General features: G+C 57.0%; 16 protein-coding genes. 8 read left to right on the top strand and 8 right to left on the bottom strand.

Annotated elements, in window-relative coordinates:
- Positions 1-32 precede the first annotated feature (32 nt).
- The 3 genes from ACIQZK_RS03295 to ACIQZK_RS03285 form a co-directional block, all read right to left on the bottom strand.
- Positions 33-758, bottom strand: a complete 726-nt coding sequence (locus tag ACIQZK_RS03295) for a hypothetical protein (protein WP_397574899.1) — start codon at positions 756-758, stop codon at positions 33-35.
- Positions 759-855: 97 nt separating this feature from the next.
- A complete protein-coding gene (locus ACIQZK_RS03290; protein ID WP_397574898.1) occupies positions 856-2,064 on the bottom strand; it encodes a toxic anion resistance protein in 1,209 nt (402 codons plus the stop codon).
- Between the two features lie 105 nt (positions 2,065-2,169).
- Positions 2,170-2,853, bottom strand: coding sequence for an arylesterase (locus tag ACIQZK_RS03285; protein WP_397574897.1), 684 nt, complete (start codon positions 2,851-2,853; stop codon positions 2,170-2,172).
- A 30-nt stretch (positions 2,854-2,883) separates the two neighbouring features.
- Here ACIQZK_RS03285 and ACIQZK_RS03280 point away from each other — a divergent pair, with 30 nt between their 5' ends.
- Positions 2,884-3,570 carry an ABC transporter ATP-binding protein gene (locus tag ACIQZK_RS03280; RefSeq protein ID WP_397574896.1) on the top strand — a complete coding sequence of 229 codons (687 nt, stop codon included), beginning with the start codon at positions 2,884-2,886 and terminating at the stop codon, positions 3,568-3,570.
- Between the two features lie 172 nt (positions 3,571-3,742).
- Complete coding sequence (locus tag ACIQZK_RS03275; protein WP_397574895.1) at positions 3,743-6,241, top strand: ABC transporter permease; 2,499 nt, start codon at positions 3,743-3,745, stop codon at positions 6,239-6,241.
- Between the two features lie 106 nt (positions 6,242-6,347).
- On the opposite strand, the gene ACIQZK_RS03270 is transcribed toward ACIQZK_RS03275, so the two are convergent.
- Positions 6,348-7,316 (bottom strand): bile acid:sodium symporter family protein, encoded by a 969-nt coding sequence (locus ACIQZK_RS03270; RefSeq protein WP_397574894.1) that lies wholly within the window; start codon positions 7,314-7,316, stop codon positions 6,348-6,350.
- A 135-nt stretch (positions 7,317-7,451) separates the two neighbouring features.
- On the opposite strand from ACIQZK_RS03270, the gene typA reads away from it, so the two are divergent.
- Positions 7,452-9,272: a translational GTPase TypA gene (typA, locus tag ACIQZK_RS03265; protein ID WP_397574893.1), complete on the top strand. Its 1,821-nt coding sequence runs from the start codon at positions 7,452-7,454 to the stop codon at positions 9,270-9,272.
- Positions 9,273-9,326: 54 nt separating this feature from the next.
- Here the strand turns inward: typA and ACIQZK_RS03260 are convergent, their stop codons facing one another.
- Together ACIQZK_RS03260 and ACIQZK_RS03255 are read right to left on the bottom strand one after the other, a co-directional pair.
- Entirely contained in the window at positions 9,327-10,157 is an 831-nt protein-coding gene (locus tag ACIQZK_RS03260; protein ID WP_397574892.1) for an outer membrane protein, read from the bottom strand.
- 128 nt (positions 10,158-10,285) lie between these two features.
- Positions 10,286-11,497, bottom strand: coding sequence for an NAD(P)/FAD-dependent oxidoreductase (locus ACIQZK_RS03255; RefSeq protein WP_397574891.1), 1,212 nt, complete (start codon positions 11,495-11,497; stop codon positions 10,286-10,288).
- Positions 11,498-11,562: 65 nt separating this feature from the next.
- On the opposite strand from ACIQZK_RS03255, the gene ACIQZK_RS03250 reads away from it, so the two are divergent.
- The gene (locus ACIQZK_RS03250; RefSeq protein WP_183939995.1) at positions 11,563-11,853 is read left to right on the top strand and encodes a DUF3297 family protein; all 291 of its coding nucleotides are present in this window, start codon (positions 11,563-11,565) and stop codon (positions 11,851-11,853) included.
- Positions 11,854-11,866: 13 nt separating this feature from the next.
- Here ACIQZK_RS03250 and ACIQZK_RS03245 read toward each other — a convergent pair whose 3' ends face one another.
- Complete coding sequence (locus ACIQZK_RS03245) at positions 11,867-13,003, bottom strand: serine hydrolase domain-containing protein (RefSeq protein WP_397574890.1); 1,137 nt, start codon at positions 13,001-13,003, stop codon at positions 11,867-11,869.
- 31 nt (positions 13,004-13,034) lie between these two features.
- Between ACIQZK_RS03245 and ACIQZK_RS03240 the strand changes: the two genes are divergently transcribed.
- A complete protein-coding gene (locus ACIQZK_RS03240) occupies positions 13,035-13,409 on the top strand; it encodes a hypothetical protein (RefSeq protein WP_397574889.1) in 375 nt (124 codons plus the stop codon).
- Positions 13,410-13,582: 173 nt separating this feature from the next.
- Here ACIQZK_RS03240 and mnmA read toward each other — a convergent pair whose 3' ends face one another.
- Positions 13,583-14,707 (bottom strand): tRNA 2-thiouridine(34) synthase MnmA, encoded by a 1,125-nt coding sequence (gene mnmA / locus ACIQZK_RS03235; protein ID WP_397574888.1) that lies wholly within the window; start codon positions 14,705-14,707, stop codon positions 13,583-13,585.
- Between the two features lie 168 nt (positions 14,708-14,875).
- Here mnmA and ACIQZK_RS03230 point away from each other — a divergent pair, with 168 nt between their 5' ends.
- The 3 genes from ACIQZK_RS03230 to ACIQZK_RS03220 all read left to right on the top strand — a co-directional run bounded on the left by ACIQZK_RS03230 (position 14,876) and on the right by ACIQZK_RS03220 (position 17,028).
- Positions 14,876-15,247 carry a hypothetical protein gene (locus ACIQZK_RS03230; protein ID WP_397574887.1) on the top strand — a complete coding sequence of 124 codons (372 nt, stop codon included), beginning with the start codon at positions 14,876-14,878 and terminating at the stop codon, positions 15,245-15,247.
- Positions 15,244-15,543 carry a DUF1153 domain-containing protein gene (locus ACIQZK_RS03225; RefSeq protein ID WP_397574886.1) on the top strand — a complete coding sequence of 100 codons (300 nt, stop codon included), beginning with the start codon at positions 15,244-15,246 and terminating at the stop codon, positions 15,541-15,543. The genes ACIQZK_RS03230 and ACIQZK_RS03225 overlap by 4 nt, the downstream gene beginning before the upstream one ends.
- 309 nt (positions 15,544-15,852) lie before the next feature.
- The gene (locus ACIQZK_RS03220) at positions 15,853-17,028 is read left to right on the top strand and encodes an efflux RND transporter periplasmic adaptor subunit (RefSeq protein WP_397574885.1); all 1,176 of its coding nucleotides are present in this window, start codon (positions 15,853-15,855) and stop codon (positions 17,026-17,028) included.
- Positions 17,029-17,052: the final 24 nt, after the last annotated feature.

Genomic DNA, 17,052 nt, shown 5'->3' with positions numbered 1-17,052 from the left:
ATCGATAGCGACACGCGCTTTCATCATTGGGATTACACAGCCTGACCGTTTTCGGCAGCGTTATCATAGCGTATTTCAAGATACCGGCCACGCACCGCCAATTTGTCGAGCTCACCGCGCGAAATCTGGCCGGTCATCGTTTCTATTTCGCGATCAATGGTCTTCAGGCCATCGACCAGCTGCTGCGCGGGTGTCTTTCCGGCATGTTCCTTATGCCGAAGACTATCGGGAATGCGTTTATAGCCGTTAATCAGCTCAGGCAAATGTTCCCCCACAAGCTTCCGCACCTCACGTGCCGCAGGGTCATTGTCATCGAGCGTTTGCAGTTGCGGCGCAAGCTGGTCTAACCGGACGCCGATATCTTGCATCAACGACACCGCAGGCGCAGGCAATGCAGGGCGCTGTGCCTCAAGCCAAATCTCTGTTTTTCCTGCCAATGTGCCGAGATCGGTAATCTTCAGGCTTTCCGCCGTGGGCATCGGCATTTGCGGAAAGCGCATCAAGACATAGGCAACGGTTGCCACCAATAGGGACGTGATCATTACGCCCCAAAAACCGATGCCGCCAATAATCCCGCCGATGATGCCTGCGCCAATTAAAACAGCACCGACCGCCATTGTCGCCTTGCTCAGCTTGCCCCAGAAATGGGCACGGCGTAACGCCTGCGACTTTGTCCCGATGGGGGCAAAGCGGACATTGCGCAGCGACCGTGCCGCGGCGTTAAGGGTGTCATCGGAATTGGATGCAGGGCTGTTCATATTGTACCTTGATGTGCAAACCGAAGTGCTGAGCTTGTCGAAGCACGTCCAGCCGAAAAGCGCCCTTCGACGGGCTCAGGGTTACGGTAAAATACAGTCACGATACCTCAAGTGACAGCAAACCGCTGTCCTGCACCGACTTGGTCGCCTGCGCCTGTCCCTCGGCACGCGCGATATACCCCTTGGACTTCTCGACTTCTTTTTCGAGCGCTTCGGACGTCTGCTTCATGCTGTCGAGCGCCTTCATCTTGAACGTGTCGATGGCATCCATCGTGTCGTAGATATTCTGGAACGCACGGCTCAATGTTTCCAACGGGATGGTGGCGCCGGCGGCTTGTTCATGAATAAGGCCGGTATTGTCGCGCAGCAACTGACCGGTGCTGTCGATGATATTCGCAGTCGTCGTGTTGAGCGCTGTAATCTGGTCCAAAACGAGCCGCTGGTTGGTCATCGCCTGCGCCACGGTAACTGCTGTGCGCAATGCGCCAACGGTGGTGGTCGATGCGCGGTCGACGCCCTTGACCAGTTCGACATTGTTCTTTTTGACCAGATCAAGCGCGAGATAACCCTGCACCGTCACGGCCATTTGCGTCAGCAAATCCTGCGTCCGCTGGCGCACATAGAACAACGCGCTTTCCTTTATCGCGCGCGCCTTGGCAGGGTCAGACAGTTCAAGCTCAGCGGCTTTTTCTTCCAGTTTCGTATCCAACTGCTTGGACATGACAATCATCTGTTCAAGCTTGCCCATGGCAACCCACAGATTCTGCCGCTCAACGTCGATCGCGGCATTGTCCATCAACAGCTCATCCTTGCCGTTGCCAAGACGGGCCAGAACCGAGCTGATATGCGTTTGCGAACTTTGGTAGCTGTCGAAATAATTGCGCAGCTTGTTGCCGAATGGGATGATGCCAAACAGTTTTTGCTTGGTCATCAAATTGCCCTTTTTGGACGGGTCCAAGTCTTCGACAACGCGACGCAATTCGGCGAGATCCGCGCCGACGCCGGAACTTTCATCCATGCGGCGAATGGGCTTATCGAGGAAGCGGTTCGACTGCGCCGATGCTTCCATAATTTCCTTGCGGCCCATGTTGGTCAACTGGTCCACGCGCTTGCCAAATTCAGGGCTGTTCACATCTTGCGCGACCAAGTCAGCGACATAAGCTTCAACGCGCTGCGCAAGCTTGCTTTGCTGTTCATCCGTCACCGGAACCAAGCCCATCGCCTGTTGCGGCGCGACGGTTGGCACGGGGTCGGGCGGAGTCAGCTTCAGCTCTGCTACGGTTTGGGTAACGGTTTCAGTCGACATCGCTAAATCCCTCAGTAATTCTATAGCACAACAGATGGAGCGAGTGCCTGACCATTTCAAGAACTTACATCCCCAGCTGTATTATTTTTCTAATACAGCGTCGCCTTATTCCTTCAAAGCAGCTTCGACCAGCGGCGATAATCCTTCGACAACCCGCGACACCCCTTTGGCATTGGGGTGGATATTATCGGGCAGCATCAGCCCGCTGTCTGTCACCACGCCGTCGAGGAAAAAGGGATATAAAGGCGCATCATATTGCTTCGCCAGTTGCGGGAATATCGCATTGAAAGCATCGCCATAATCCTGACCGAGGTTCGGCGCGGCTAACATGCCAGTCAGGACAACGGGAATGTCGCGGCGCTTCAGCTCGTCCAGCATCGCTGTCATATTTGCCTTGGTTTCTGCAGGCTTGATACCACGCAACATGTCGTTGCCGCCAAGCCCAAGCACGACCAGATCCGGCTTGCGGTCCAGACTATCCAGCACAAATGCCAGCCGCGTTTTTCCCGCCGCGCTTGTGTCGCCCGACACGCCAGCATTGTGGACCCGCGCATTGATGCCGTCGGCCTGCAACGCGGCCTGCAATTGTGGCGCGAGACCTTCATTGGGGGCGAGTCGATAGCCCGCATAGAGGCTATCCCCAAAGGCCACGACCAGCCGGTCATATGTCTGAACCTTCGCCGTCTCCTGCACTTGCGCCTTATTTTCTGCTACAGGGTTAGACCCGCATGCAACCAGCCCTTGGATTGCGACAATAAGCGCACCATATAGCCAAAAACCTCTATTCATAAGGATGCTTCCTTGCACGCTCCGGTTAACATGAAAACGGATATGGCAATCCGTGCGGCAAATGTCACCCTAAGCCTTGGGTCCAACGATGCCGCGGTGTCGATTTTACGCGGCGTGGACCTTGAGGTGCCGTATGACAGTAGCGTTGCATTGCTTGGCCCATCGGGGTCGGGCAAGTCCTCCCTCATGGCGGTTCTCGCTGGGCTTGAACAAGCCACTGGCGGCACTGTTCTGGTCGACGGCCTCGACTTTACCAAACTGGATGAAGACGCGCTGGCACGCGCACGGCGCGGGCGTATCGGCATTGTGCTGCAGGCGTTTCATTTGTTGCCAACGATGACCGCGCTCGAAAATGTCGCAATCCCGATGGAACTGGCGGGGATGGATGATCCATTCGGCCGCGCAAAGGCAGAGCTGGAAGCTGTAGGCCTTGGGCATCGGTTGACGCATTATCCATCGCAACTGTCGGGCGGCGAGCAGCAGCGCGTTGCCATCGCCCGCGCCATGGCCGCTGGACCGAAAATCATATTTGCCGACGAGCCAACGGGCAATCTCGACGGATCGACCGGGACCGCTATTGTCGACCTGTTATTCGCCCGTCGCGCCGCATTGGGCGCAACATTGCTGATTATCACGCATGATCCCGAACTCGCGCGTAAATGCGACCGCGTCATTGTGATGCAAGATGGCCATGTGGTGGAGCGTGTGACCACGTGATGCGCGCTTCAATTTCAAAAACAACCGTAGTCCTGAGCAGCGGGTGCGCAGCAGCCGCGTCCGTCGAAGGACGCCCTTCGGCCTTGGAGCAAAGTTCTGGACGCCCTTCGACGGACGCAGCCGCATACGGCTGCTGCTCAGGACTACGGTTTTGGTTGAAAGCGCGCATTTTATGACCCTCCCGCTCGCTGCCATTTGGCGCATCTCACGCCGCGATCTGTCCGCACGCATTCGGGGGCTTCGGCTGCTCGCAATTTGCCTGTTTCTGGGCGTCGCAACATTGGCGGCGATTGGCAGCCTGACCGCCGGGATTTCAGACGAGCTTTCACGCCGCGGCCAGACGATCCTCGGCGGGGATATTGAGATTGGCATTGCACAACGCGAGGCGAACGCAGCCGAAATGACGGCGATGCGCAAGGCCGGGGTAGTATCCGAAACCATCCGTTTGCGCGCAATGGCAATTGGCAACGACAGCCTGCTTGCGGAACTCAAGGCCATCGACAGTGCCTATCCGCATTATGGCGCGCTCACATTGCGCGCAGGCGGCTCGGCCAAAGCGCCTGCAACAGGTGAGATTTACATCGGGCCAAGCTTGTCCGAACGGCTTGATATCGCGACAGGCGGCACCGTCCGGTTTGGCGAAGCAACGTTCAAGGTGGCAGGCATCATCGCGGACGAGCCCGACCGCTTGGGCGAAGGCTTCACGCTTGGGCCAGTCGCCATCATCAACATGGCGTCGCTGCCGGACACCGGCCTCATCCAGCCGGGCAGCATGTATGAAAGCAAATACCGCATCAAGCTTGGCCCGCAAGAGGACGCCGCAGCCGTCGCCAAAGCGCTTGAGGCACAATTCCCCTCCGCAGGATGGGATATTACCGACCGGTCAAACGGCGCGCCGGGAACACGGCGCTTCATTGAGCGCATGGGGCAATTCCTGACTTTGGTCGGCCTCGCCGCATTGGTGATAGCAGGGATCGGCGTCGGCAATGGCGTGGGCAGCTATCTCGCCAGCAAACGCGCAAGCATCGCGACATTGAAGGTCACGGGCGCGGACAGCCAGACGATTTTCCGTATCTATATGCTGCAAATCCTTGCGGTCGCGTCCGTCGCGATATTGGTTGGCCTTGGCGTCGGCAGCGTCATGCCGATGGCGATTGGCTGGGTTGCAGGCGACATCCTGCCCGTTGCGCCGGGCTTCAACGTGCATCCACTCCCCTTGGCGGTCAGCGCGATCTACGGCTTGCTCATTGCGTTGGCCTTCGCCCTACCCCCGCTTGCGCGTGCCCGCACGGTGCCTGCTGCAGGGCTGTTCCGCGCGATCGTCGAAGGTAACAGCCGTATCGACCGCAAAAGCAGCATCTGGGTCGTTGGCGCGATTTCCGCTATTGTGGCGCTGGCTGTTGTCACAGCACGCGAGCCGATGTTCTCGCTTGCCTTCATTGGCGCGGCGTTCGGGCTTTTGCTTTTGCTCACGGGCATCGCATTCCTGCTGCGCTTCATTGCCATTCGCCTGCCCCGTCCAAAGGCCCCACTGCCCCGATTGGCGCTCGCCAACTTGCATAGACCAGGCGCACAGACGCAGGCGCTCGTTGTCGCCTTGGGCCTCGGGCTGACCTTATTCGTCACACTGGCGGCGATTCAGACCAGTATAAATAACGAGATCAAGAACAGCGTCCCCGAACGCGCACCCAGCTTTTTCGTGCTCGATATCCCCCGCGAAGGCGCTGGCACCTTCACGCGCATGGTTAAAGACGCAGACCCTGCCGCCACGATCAACCTCATCCCCGCGCTGCGTGGCACGATCATCGAATATGGCGGCCAACGGGTCGATCAATTGGAGGAGCTGCCGGAAGGCGCATGGGTGCTCAACGGCGACCGCGGCCTGACCTACAGCGCCGATATTCCAAAAGGCAGCGAGCTTGTGGAGGGCGATTGGTGGCCAGCCAATTATAAAGGACCAGCGTTGGTCAGCCTTGATGCCGAAATCGCTAAAGTGCTCGACGTTGGCATTGGCGATAGCCTGACTATCAGCCTGCTTGGCGTCGAAGTTCCCGCCAAAATTGCGTCACTGCGCACCGTCAATTGGGAGAATTTCGGCCTCAATTATGTGATGGTGTTTTCACCCGGCAGCCTCGACGCCGCGCCGCACAATATGGTGGCGACGTTGACGGTGTCAAAGGATGCCGAGCGTGTCTTGGCCAAATCCTTACCGCCCGCCTTCCCTTCATCCTCCCTGATTGAGGTTGGCGAGGTCACTGCGCAGATCACCAATTTGCTCAGCCAAATGGCGCAAGCCATCGCGGCGGCTGCCTCCATCGCGATCTTGGCGGGTATCGCTGTTCTGGTCGGTGCCATCGCTGCTGCGCGCCAGTCGCGCATCTACGACGCGGTGATTACCAAGATGCTGGGCGGCACACGCAGCCAGATATTGGGGGCACAGGCGATGGAATATGGCATCTTGACCGTGGTGCTCGGATTGCTCTCCCTCGCGCTTGGCATGGGGGCAGCATATTATGTCGTCGTGCACATATTCGATTTCAGCTTCGCGCCCGATTATGGAATATTAATGCTCACGTTGGTCGGTGGTGCGGGGCTGACATTCATACTCGGCATGGTCGGCTCACTGCCGATATTGGCGGCCCGGCCGTCGGAGGCGCTCAGGAGCCTGTAGCGCCGCACTGTGCAAGAATACTTCGTCATCCCGAACTTGTTTCGGGATAACAAGAAACGGCCGCTTGTTATCCTGAAACAAGTTCAGGATGACGATCATGTAAAAACTAGTCGGCCGATGGCGCAGATGCAGCCAAATGCGTCGCCATGGGCGCAGACAATATCAATTGCGCCATATGGTAGGCCAGCGTCGGTAACAGCACCATGCCAGCAATCGCTGGTGGAAATATCGTTGCAGCCAGCGGCGCGCCAATGGCGATGCTTTTCTGCCCGCCTGAAAACAGCATCGTAATCCGGTCACCGCGTGGCAGCTTCATGACGCCACTCAGCACCCACGCACCGCCGAAGCCGATGACCAGCATGATCGACAGCGCCACCGCCAACCAAGCCAGCTCATCCCCGCGTACAATGCTCCAGATACCCGCAACCACTGCGCCTGAAAACGCGACATAGACCGCAATGGCAATCGACATGCGGTCCATCCATGTCGCGAGCGATTTGTGCCCATCGACCCATGGCTTGAACCAACGCTGCATCATCTGGCCAAGTGCAAAGGGCAGCAGCAAGATCAACGCAATCCGTCCCACGGCTTCCCCCGACACGCTGCCTTCGCCCACATGCGCCAGCACAGCGAACAGCAAAGGCGAAAGGACCACACCGACAAGGTTAATCAACGCCGCAGCCACCACTGATGCGGCAACATTGCCTTTGGCCAGTGCGCAATAGGCAGCGGCCGACTGCACCGTTGATGGTAAAATGCCGGTGAACAATATGCCGAGCGCCAACGTGGCCGGAAGGACATTGTCGAAAATATGCGACAACACCAGTCCGGCGGCGGACATCACGCCAAATACAAACAGGAAAATCGCGCCCTGCAGCCGCCAATTGCGCACGCCGTTGACGACCTCTTGCCGGGGCAACCGGACACCATTCAGGAAAAAGAGCACGAAAATCGCGGCGGAGGAGATCATGGCCGCAATATTGGCAGCCGCCCCACGCACGGGTAGAAAGCTTGCCAGCAATATCGTGCCAAGCAGCAAAAGAACGAAGCGGTCAGCAAAGATACGGGCAATCATGGCGACGCTTTGACCTGAACAATCGCCTATTGCAACACCAGCGATGTTGCGCCGCAACACATATTGCGTTAATGGCCCGCGAGAATCTGGTGGCGTGTGGCTACCATGAAGACCTTCCAAAAGGCCCATTTCTAAATGTCATTGCGTAATATCGCCATCATCGCGCACGTCGATCACGGCAAAACCACCCTTGTTGACCAACTGTTTCGTCAGTCTGGTACCTTCCGCGACAACCAGCGCATCGAAGAACGCGCCATGGATTCGAACGACCTCGAAAAAGAACGCGGCATCACCATTCTTGCCAAGTGCACATCGGTCGAATGGAACGATACCCGCATCAATATCGTCGACACCCCAGGCCACGCCGACTTCGGCGGTGAAGTTGAGCGCATCCTTTCAATGGTCGACGGCGTTATCCTGCTCGTCGATTCATCCGAAGGCGCGATGCCACAGACGAAGTTCGTTACCGGCAAGGCTTTGGCCCTTGGTTTGAAGCCAATCGTCGTCGTCAACAAGGTCGACCGTCCTGACGAGCGTATTCAGGAAGTGTTGGACGAAGTGTTCGACCTTTTCGTTTCGCTCGATGCGACCGATGAGCAGCTTGATTTCCCTGTGCTTTATGCATCGGGCCGCAATGGCTATGCGTCGACGGACCCAAGCTTGCGCGAAGGCACGCTGACCCCGATGTTTGAAACCATCGTCAGCCATGTTCCAGAGCCAAAGGCAGACGTTGATGGTGAATTCAAGATGCTTGTCACCTTGCTTGACCGCGACAACTTCCTTGGTCGTATTCTGACTGGCCTCGTGCTGTCGGGTACCGTCAAGGTGAACCAGCAGATCCACGCATTGAACCCGGACGGCAAGATTGTCGAAACCGGCCGCGCATCCAAGATCATGTCATTCCGTGGCCTTGAGCGCGTTCCTGTTGACGAAGCCAAGGCTGGCGACATTATTTCCATCGCCGGTTTGACCACCGCGACCGTGGCTGACACGATTGCAGAACCAACGGTAACTGAGCCATTGCAGGCGCAACCTATCGATCCGCCAACATTGTCGATGCGCTTTTCGGTGAACGACAGCCCAATGGCTGGCCGTGAAGGCACGAAGGTGACGAGCCGTATGATCCGCGACCGTCTGATGCGCGAAGCCGAAAGCAATGTCGCCGTCCGTATTACCGAAGCCGAAGACAAAGACAGCTTTGAAGTTGCTGGCCGAGGCGAACTTCAGCTGGGCGTTCTTATTGAAACGATGCGCCGCGAAGGCTTTGAACTTGGCATCAGCCGCCCACGCGTGCTGTTCCGCGAAGACGAAAAGGGTCAGAAGACCGAGCCATATGAAACGGTCGTTATCGACGTTGATGATGAATATTCCGGTACAGTCGTTGAAAAAATGGCCGTGCGTAAGGGCGACCTTACCGACATGCGTCCATCAGGTGGCGGCAAGACCCGCATCACCTTCAGCGCGCCATCACGTGGTCTGATCGGTTACCATGGCGAATTCCTGTCCGACACGCGCGGCACGGGCATCATGAACCGCTTGTTCGAAAAATATGGCCCACATCGTGGCGCAATCGAAGGCCGCAAGAACGGCGTTCTGATTTCAAATGGTGCTGGTGAAGCCGTTGCTTACGCACTTGGCCCATTGGAAGAACGCGGCATCTTGATGGTATCGCCAGGTGAAGCTTTGTATGAAGGCATGATCATCGGCGAAAACGCCAAGCCAGACGATTTGGAAGTGAACCCAATGAAGTCGAAGCAGCTGACGAACTTCCGTTCGACCGGCAAGGACGACGCCATCCGCCTCACCCCGCCAAAGCGTCTCACGCTTGAGCAAGCCATTGCCTATATCGATGACGATGAAATGGTTGAGGTCACGCCAAAGAACATCCGCTTGCGCAAGCGTTTGCTTGATCCAAATGAGCGGAAAAAAGCATCACGCGCCAAACAGGCTGCATAAACAAAAAAGGGCGCCGATTTGGCGCCCTTTTCTTATTTGGAATGTCCGGCTTCCTTAGAAACGGATTGCCGCCGTCAAACGGATATTGTGCATAGTAAAATTACTGTCGCTGCGACGCATATCGGTTCCGCCCGATACAATCAGGAACGGATCCGTCACCGGCGCTGTGCCCGGTCCGACCGATACGACATAATCATCATCGTCGAATTTGGTGTAGAGATATTCAAGGCCAAGCGAGAAGTTCTTAGCAAGCTTCACTTCCGCGCCGCCGCCATAGGAATAGCCCCAGCTTTTGCTGTTGCCATTGTCGGTAAAGCTGTTGACGCCATTGGTGGTCGTAAAGCTGTTGTTGATCTTGGCATAGGCTGCACCACCGGTTGCATAGAATAATGCACCGCGCGCGGCGTATCCGAGACGCGCACGGGCTTGCAACGAATAGTCGATTTCGCGGGTTAGCGTGTAGGCATCGGGCGTGTCGCTGAATGCTGTTACGCTGTCACGCGATTCATTCATACCGCCTTCAAGGACAAAACCATATACGATGTTGCCCGACTGTACGTCATAGCCAGCGCGGATATTATATGCATATCCGTCCTTGTCACTCAGGCAGCCATCCGTTGGCGCGGTTCCGTTCGATGCGCCGCCACAAAAGCCGGGTGCGAAAGCATCGGTGGCCAAAATTGTGTTTACGCTATTGTCGAATGCACCGTCACCATCGGTATCAAAAACAACGCTCTCGTTGCGATCGTTGCTCTGTGCGCCAATGCCGATAGAGCCGCCAATATACGCGCCTTCCCACTGTTCATCTTCTGACTGTGCAAATGCAGGGGGTGCAAATGTTGCGAGCGCGGTAGCGCCGATCAATAATATTTGGGAGATTTTCATGTCGATTTCCTTGTTGGTTCGTTAGTCACCAACCAGAAAACGCGAGAATCTCGATTTGGATGCATCAAAATGCGCTAAAAATGGAACTGCGGCTTTAATATCACGGACACACGTGCATGTTCGCGCGTTTAAACGGCCTCACCCGCAGCGACGCCGCTCGCCCATGCCCATTGGAAGTTATAGCCACCCAGCCAGCCAGTGACATCCACAGCCTCGCCGATGCAAAACAGCCCCGGCATTTTCTTGGCTTCCATTGTTTGCTGCGACAGGCCGTCGGTGCTGATCCCGCCAAGCGTCACCTCGGCCTTGGCATAGCCCTCACTGCCATTGGGCACGAATGGCCAACAATCGAGCAATGCGCCGGCCTCTGCCAGCTTACGGTCGCTTTGGTCGGCCAGATTCCCGTGCAGCGCAAGTTTATCCGCCAAAGCCTCCGCCAGCCGCGCGGAAAGGACCCGATCAAGGGTCGATTTGATGGTGGCCTTCGGCCGTGCGCGCTTCTCGGACAACAGCCATGCCGGCGCATCATGATCCGGCAGGAAATCAATCCCAACACGGTCACCGGGCCGCCAATAGCTGCTGATCTGAAGCACCGCAGGGCCACTCAGTCCGCGGTGGGTGAACAGGGCGGCTTCGCGGAATGCGGTTTTGCCATGCTGCGCAACGACCTCAGCCGATACGCCCGACAGTTCGCGGAACAGGACATCGTCCCCGCCAAGCGTCAGCGGCACCAACGCCGGCCTTGGCTCCACAATCTTCAATCCAAATTGTCGGCCCAGATCATAAGCGAATGCCGTAGCACCCATTTTCGGAATGCTTGGGCCGCCCGTGGCAATGACCAAAGACGCGGCAGATGCGCGCAGGCCGTTATACATGACATGATAGACGCTGCCGTCGTGCGATATTTCGCTAACGGGGGAATTGAATGCAAAGTCCACACGGCCGCCAAGCGTTTGTGACCGGTCGCATTCTTCCATGAGCATTTCGACAATCTGGCGCGCGGATCCGTCACAGAACAACTGGCCAAGCGTTTTTTCATGAAAGGCGATGCCATAGCTGCGTACCAGTTCGATAAAATCCTGCGGCGTGTACCGTCCCAACGCCGACTTCGAAAAATGCGGGTTGGCGGACAAATAGCGTTCTTGCGCATGCACTGTTGTCGCGTTGACGTTGGTGAAATTGCACCGGCCACCACCCGAAATCAGGATTTTCTTGCCCGGTCCCGTTGCGTGGTCAATGACCAGCACGCGCCGTCCGCGTTGCCCTGCGGTCAGCGCACACATCAGTCCAGCGCCGCCGGCACCCAAAATTATTGCATCATAGTTGTTCGAAATTGCCATTTTGAAGCCCCTGCACTGCCCGCGCCATATTGCCAAGTGCTATGCTTTGCGGCAAAGCCTCGCGCATGACTGAAGAGACCAAAGCTGCAGGGGCAGATACCCCACCTGATCACTTGTCGATTAACCCGATGAGCCCGCATTTCGACGGCGATTTATTGTCGCGCGGCGTGGGTATTCGTTTCAAGGGCGAAATCCGCACAACTGTTGAGGAATATTGCATTTCCGAAGGCTGGATCAAGGTTCAGGCCGGCAAAGCACGTGATCGCAAGGGCAACCCATTGCTGATCAAACTCAGCGGACCTGTCGAAGCATGGTTCGAAGACCTTGGCGACGACGCACCGGTGGCCAAAGCCTAATTTTTAGACTTTATCATTTCGGGAAAACCGAAATGAGCTTGGCCAATTGGTCGTTGACCGGATCCAGTTGATCATCGGGCGTCATCCCAAGCCGCACGATCGTTAACCGATGCTGCGGTGACACCACGACAAATTGGCCCAAATGGCCAAGCGCGGCGAATACATCCGACGGCGCTTTTCCGGGGAAAAGGACCTGATCCTGGCCGGCATTTGCCGTGCGGTTCAGCCAGATATGCGCGCCATAGCTGCGGTTATTCGGGCTTGGCGTTTTCATAAAGCGCATCCAGCTTGTCGGCATCAACTGCGCGGCCTGAACCGACCCGTTATTGCGCAGGAATTCACCGAACTTGGCCCAGTCGCGCGCCGTGCCATGGATCATGCTTCCGCCCAGCATCGTGCCATTCCGGTCGAACTCCGGGACAAAGCTCGTCATACCCAAGGGCTCGAACAACCGCCCACGCGCATATTCCAGCATGGCGTCGCGGCGCACCACCGGATCCTTACTGTCGGTCAGTGACCGGGTCATGATGTCCACAAGAATATGGCTCGTTGCCGTGCTATATTCGAATTTTTCGCCGGGATTGGCCTCAAGCGGCCGTGTTTCGGCGTAACGCGCAACATTTTCCCGGCCATCCAGAAACAACATCCGCGGGGTGTCCGCATCGAAAATCTCAATGTCACCTTCAGCCATTTCGGTGTGATCAAGGCCGGAGGACATATGTAGCAAATGCCGCAGCGTTATTTTTGCGCGGTTATCGCGCGGTGCTTGCCATTCGGAGACAATCGCGGGCTCATCCAACGCCAGGCGGCCGTCTGCCACCATCAGGCCAACCAATACAGCAGTGACGCTTTTGGCCATGGACCAGCTAATCAACCGCGTGTCAGGGCCGTATCCCGGCGCATAACGTTCCGCAACAATGCGGCCACCTTGCATCACGACCAGCGCGCGGGTTTCGCCAACCGCGGGATCTTCGAAAAACGGCGCGATGGCATCAGCAAGCTTTTCTTGGCTCACCGCTGCGTCGTCGGCGATCTGGGTAAAGCCGGGGCCAACGGGCTTCGCGGGCGGCTCTGCGCCGCATCCAGCAAGGGTAAGTGCAGTTAATGCACAAAAAGCGGTTGCCGCGCGGCGGAAATTGTTTCTAGGCATAATATCGTTCGATGCACCAAATGGAGGGTCTATGGCAACCGCAACTTCAAAAGCTGGACCAAAAGCACAGCAACCACGGTTCAAGACCCTGAAAATAATCGTCGCAGCCTTGGCGGTGATTGCCGCTTCATGGTTGGCCTGGAACTGGAACAGCATCAAGGGCCAAGCGCGCTTGGGCGCCGCTTATGGCGCGCATATAACCTGTTCGTGCCGCTATATCGAAGGCCGCGATATGGCCTCTTGTGAGACTGATAAGGAAAAGGGCTTGGAAATCGTGCGCCTCAGCGACGATCCCGAACACAAGCGCATCTACGCGTCCGTTCCCTTTTTGGCAGAAGCCGTTGCCGAACGCCGTGGCGCAAATGGCTGCGTTCAGCTCAATCAGGCCGAAATAGACGCGCTGTAACCTAACTTTTTGCGGGCACGAGGATTAATGTTCATGGTGACCAGTCCGGACAGTGTCTAGACAAGGCCCGATGCAGGGATACCGACCCCGCCATTGACATATGCCCGGCGCATGTCGCGCTGTGCTTCTCCCAAATGCATGAACTTCATCCCCCCTCAGAAATCCACTTTATGTCACGCGGCCGTCGCCATTTCTACCGCCATCGTTTCCTCAATCCAGCCACCGCCAAGCACGCGGTCACCGTCATATAAAACTGCCGCCTGCCCCGGCGCGACGCCATATTCGGGCGCATCAAAGCGCAACCATTCGCCATCCATCCGGGCGGGAACCGGGCGGGACATGGACCGCACCTTCGCCATCACGGGCCGGTCTGCGATATCGGCCAGCCAATTGGCATCGATAATGCGCGCCGCCGCCACCGCCAGCGCTTCGCGCGGCCCAACGATGACGCGCTGCGTGGCGGGATCAAGCCGGATGACATATAAAGGCACGGGCTGACCGCCGACCTCCAACCCTTTGCGCTGCCCGACGGTATAATGGATCAGGCCCTTATGCTGGCCAAGCGTGCGGCCATCCAAATGCACGATATCGCCGCCGACCTCTGCATCTGGACGGATTTTGCGCACCACGCTGGCATAATCGCCATCGGGCACAAAGCAGATGTCCTGACTGTCGGGTTTCATGGCCACGACGAGGCCCATTTCCTGTGCAATCGCGCGCACATGTGGCTTGGGCATGCCACCCAATGGGAAACGCAAATAATCAAGCTGGTGCTGCGTCGTTGCAAACAGGAAATAGCTCTGGTCGCGTGCAGGATCAGCGGCACGGTGCAATTCCGCGCCTGCCGGTCCGTCAACACGGCGCACATAATGGCCCGTGGCAAGGCAATCTGCGCCAAGCTCGCGCGCCAGCCGGAACAGATCGGTAAACTTAACACCCATATTGCACCGAACGCACGGAATGGGTGTGCGGCCCGCCATATATTCATCGGCAAAATGGTCGATGACCGATTCGCGAAACTGGCTTTCATGATCGAACACATAATGCGCGATGCCCAATTTATCGGCAACGGCGCGCGCGTCGCGAATATCCTGCCCCGCGCAGCAGGCACCAGCGCGCTTTACCGCGCTGCCATGGTCATATAGTTGCAGCGTAACGCCAATGGTTTCGGCGCCCGAGCGCGCAGCCAAGGCCGCAACCACCGACGAATCGACACCACCCGACATCGCAACAACGATTCGTTTGCCGGCAAGATCCAGCCCGAGTTGGAAATCAGAATGATAAATATCGTCAGTCATGCGATTGCCTCCCTAATGGCTTGAAGTTCTAAAAGCCAGTTTTCCGTAAGAATCCACACAGGTCGCGAACGGAGCGGTCGGCGGAAGATGGTCACTGTTAACCTTGCCTAACATCTTTTGAAGATCGCCTTTACCCATTGTTAGAACATCTGGTGCGATAACGGCGTCATGGAAATGAATTTTCCCCATAACGCGTTACGCCACGATTCGGATATCAGCCAGAAGGACAGGCAATCCGCGCTTGATGCTGCCCGCTTGCGTCAAGCGAACAGCCGGACGGTCCGGTTCCTTCACCAGGCCGATAAAGGTGGCGCGCCGGAACCCGACGATCTCGCCGCCCGAATTCAATGTTTCGCGGCGGCCCCCAATGCCGAACGCGCCGTGGGCGGCGCATTCTGGCAAAAATCCCGACCAGAAAAAACGGATAAACCACCTGTTTACCAAACTGCTTTAGGCAATATCAAAGGCCGCCTCCTACCTATCGATGCAACAGGAACCGAGTTAACCCTTGCTGGGCATGGAGCAGGAAAAGAATCATGATTGAGAACCAGAAATTCCGTCCAGCGCAGGTCATTGGCCCATTGGGCGAACCGCTCACGTTAGACAGCTTGCCACCTGCCGGCACCACGCGGTGGGTTGTCCGCCGCAAAGCGGAAGTGGTCGCGGCTGTGAATGGCGGGCTATTGTCCATTAATGACGTGTGCGAACGCTATGATCTGACGCTTGAAGAATTTGCATCGTGGCAGCGCGCTGTCGACCGGTCGGGTATGCCCGGCCTGCGCGTGACCCGTATTCAGCATTATCGCGACTTGTACGAGCGTCAGCAGAAATACTGACCGCGCGTTTTCAATAGCCAGCGAAAAGACCAACCCCGCCCTGCGCGGGGTTTTTCGTGCGGACGGATCATGGCTTCTTTTTGGCGCGGTGCTTGTTCTGGCGCCTTCCACTGTTGTTCGTCGAAACCTATCGACCACAGTTCCTATTGTTGCGGACAAGCTTTTCCACTATCGTATAGGGACCAATAAAGCGGTTTAGCTGTTGGTATTCTGCTGCTTGCAGGCAGTGACTTATTAAGGTAATACAGCTCCGCTATAAAAACATTGGGTTGCTTAACGCGCGCCCGCGACAGAATTTGGAACATCGGTATGAATTACGAAACAACTTTGAGCAGTTCGCTGAATGGCGATGTGGTGATGGATAACGCAGAACGCAACCGGCGTCGGCGGAACATCGCGCTGATTGTTGTCGCAATTTTGGCCGTTGCGGGGGCCGCTTATTATTTCTTTGGCAGCAGCACCGCTGCACCGACTGACGCTGACAAGGCGGGCCAAGCGCAAACCGTCACCGTGGTTGCCCCTGGTCGCGATTCTGTTGTGCGCGCCATTAACGCAACGGGCACGCTTGCCGCACGCCGCGAAATTCCCGTTGGCGTCGTTGGCGAAGGCGGACGCGTGCTTCAGGTATATGTCGATGCGGGCGAATGGGTGCGCCAAGGTCAGGTTCTCGTCAGCGTTGACAGCTCGGTCCAGACGCAGCAAGCCGCGGCGCTTGAGGCACAAATTGGTGTCGCGCGCGCAGACCTTCAACTCGCCCAAAATGAACTCGAACGTGCCATGCAGCTTGTTGAGCGCGGCTTCATTTCAAAAGCGGATGTCGATCGCAAGACCGCAACACGCGACGCGGCACGTGCGCGCGTCAACGTCGCCAATGCGCAGCTGGCCGAAACACGTGCACGCAACGCACGGCTTGATGTCCGCGCGCCGGTGTCTGGCTATGTCCTCGAACGCAATGTCGAAACCGGTCAAACGGTATCGGCAGGCAGCGGAATCCTGTTCCGCATCGCCAAAGATGGCGAGCTTGAACTGCAGGCAAAGTTAAGCGAAGACGATCTGGGCCAAGTTGCCGTGGGCATTCCTGCAACCGTCACGCCCGTCGGGACAGACCGCACTTTCAACGGCAGCATCTGGCAGATCGCGCCGATGATTGACGCCCAAAGCCGTCAGGGCATGGCGCGTATCGCACTGCCGTTTGACGCCGCATTGCGACCAGGCGGATTTGCTTCGGTCGAGATTAAGGCTGGCGCGATGACCGCACCGGTTCTGCCGGAATCCGCGGTGCAAACGGGCCGTGAAGGCAGCTTTGTCTATATTGTTGGTAAGGGTAACAAGGTACAGAAACGCCCTGTGAAGGTCGGTTCCGTCACTGCGAATGGTTTGATTATCGAACAAGGTCTTGATGGCACGGAACGCGTCGTTCTGTATGCTGGTGGCTTCCTCAATCCAGGCGAAACGATCAATCCCAAGCTTTTGAAAAAGCAGTAAGTTTTGGACCTGTCGGGATATAAA

It is taken from the genome of Sphingorhabdus sp., from assembly GCF_044338195.1.
GTDB lineage: Bacteria > Pseudomonadota > Alphaproteobacteria > Sphingomonadales > Sphingomonadaceae > Sphingorhabdus_B.
Note: the sequence above shows the minus strand (reverse complement) of the source record. Positions and strands in the feature narration are given on the sequence as shown.

Bases quoted from the DNA above. Each gene is read 5' to 3' on its own strand.
- ACIQZK_RS03295 (WP_397574899.1), bottom strand. From the start codon at position 758: ATGAACAGCCCTGCATCCAATTCCGATGACACCCTTAACGCCGCGGCA.
- ACIQZK_RS03290 (WP_397574898.1), bottom strand. From the start codon at position 2,064: ATGTCGACTGAAACCGTTACCCAAACCGTAGCAGAGCTGAAGCTGACT.
- ACIQZK_RS03285 (WP_397574897.1), bottom strand. From the start codon at position 2,853: ATGAATAGAGGTTTTTGGCTATATGGTGCGCTTATTGTCGCAATCCAA.
- ACIQZK_RS03280 (WP_397574896.1), top strand. From the start codon at position 2,884: ATGAAAACGGATATGGCAATCCGTGCGGCAAATGTCACCCTAAGCCTT.
- ACIQZK_RS03275 (WP_397574895.1), top strand. From the start codon at position 3,743: ATGACCCTCCCGCTCGCTGCCATTTGGCGCATCTCACGCCGCGATCTG.
- ACIQZK_RS03270 (WP_397574894.1), bottom strand. From the start codon at position 7,316: ATGATTGCCCGTATCTTTGCTGACCGCTTCGTTCTTTTGCTGCTTGGC.
- typA (WP_397574893.1), top strand. From the start codon at position 7,452: ATGTCATTGCGTAATATCGCCATCATCGCGCACGTCGATCACGGCAAA.
- ACIQZK_RS03260 (WP_397574892.1), bottom strand. From the start codon at position 10,157: ATGAAAATCTCCCAAATATTATTGATCGGCGCTACCGCGCTCGCAACA.
- ACIQZK_RS03255 (WP_397574891.1), bottom strand. From the start codon at position 11,497: ATGGCAATTTCGAACAACTATGATGCAATAATTTTGGGTGCCGGCGGC.
- ACIQZK_RS03250 (WP_183939995.1), top strand. From the start codon at position 11,563: ATGACTGAAGAGACCAAAGCTGCAGGGGCAGATACCCCACCTGATCAC.
- ACIQZK_RS03245 (WP_397574890.1), bottom strand. From the start codon at position 13,003: ATGCCTAGAAACAATTTCCGCCGCGCGGCAACCGCTTTTTGTGCATTA.
- ACIQZK_RS03240 (WP_397574889.1), top strand. From the start codon at position 13,035: ATGGCAACCGCAACTTCAAAAGCTGGACCAAAAGCACAGCAACCACGG.
- mnmA (WP_397574888.1), bottom strand. From the start codon at position 14,707: ATGACTGACGATATTTATCATTCTGATTTCCAACTCGGGCTGGATCTT.
- ACIQZK_RS03230 (WP_397574887.1), top strand. From the start codon at position 14,876: ATGGAAATGAATTTTCCCCATAACGCGTTACGCCACGATTCGGATATC.
- ACIQZK_RS03225 (WP_397574886.1), top strand. From the start codon at position 15,244: ATGATTGAGAACCAGAAATTCCGTCCAGCGCAGGTCATTGGCCCATTG.
- ACIQZK_RS03220 (WP_397574885.1), top strand. From the start codon at position 15,853: ATGAATTACGAAACAACTTTGAGCAGTTCGCTGAATGGCGATGTGGTG.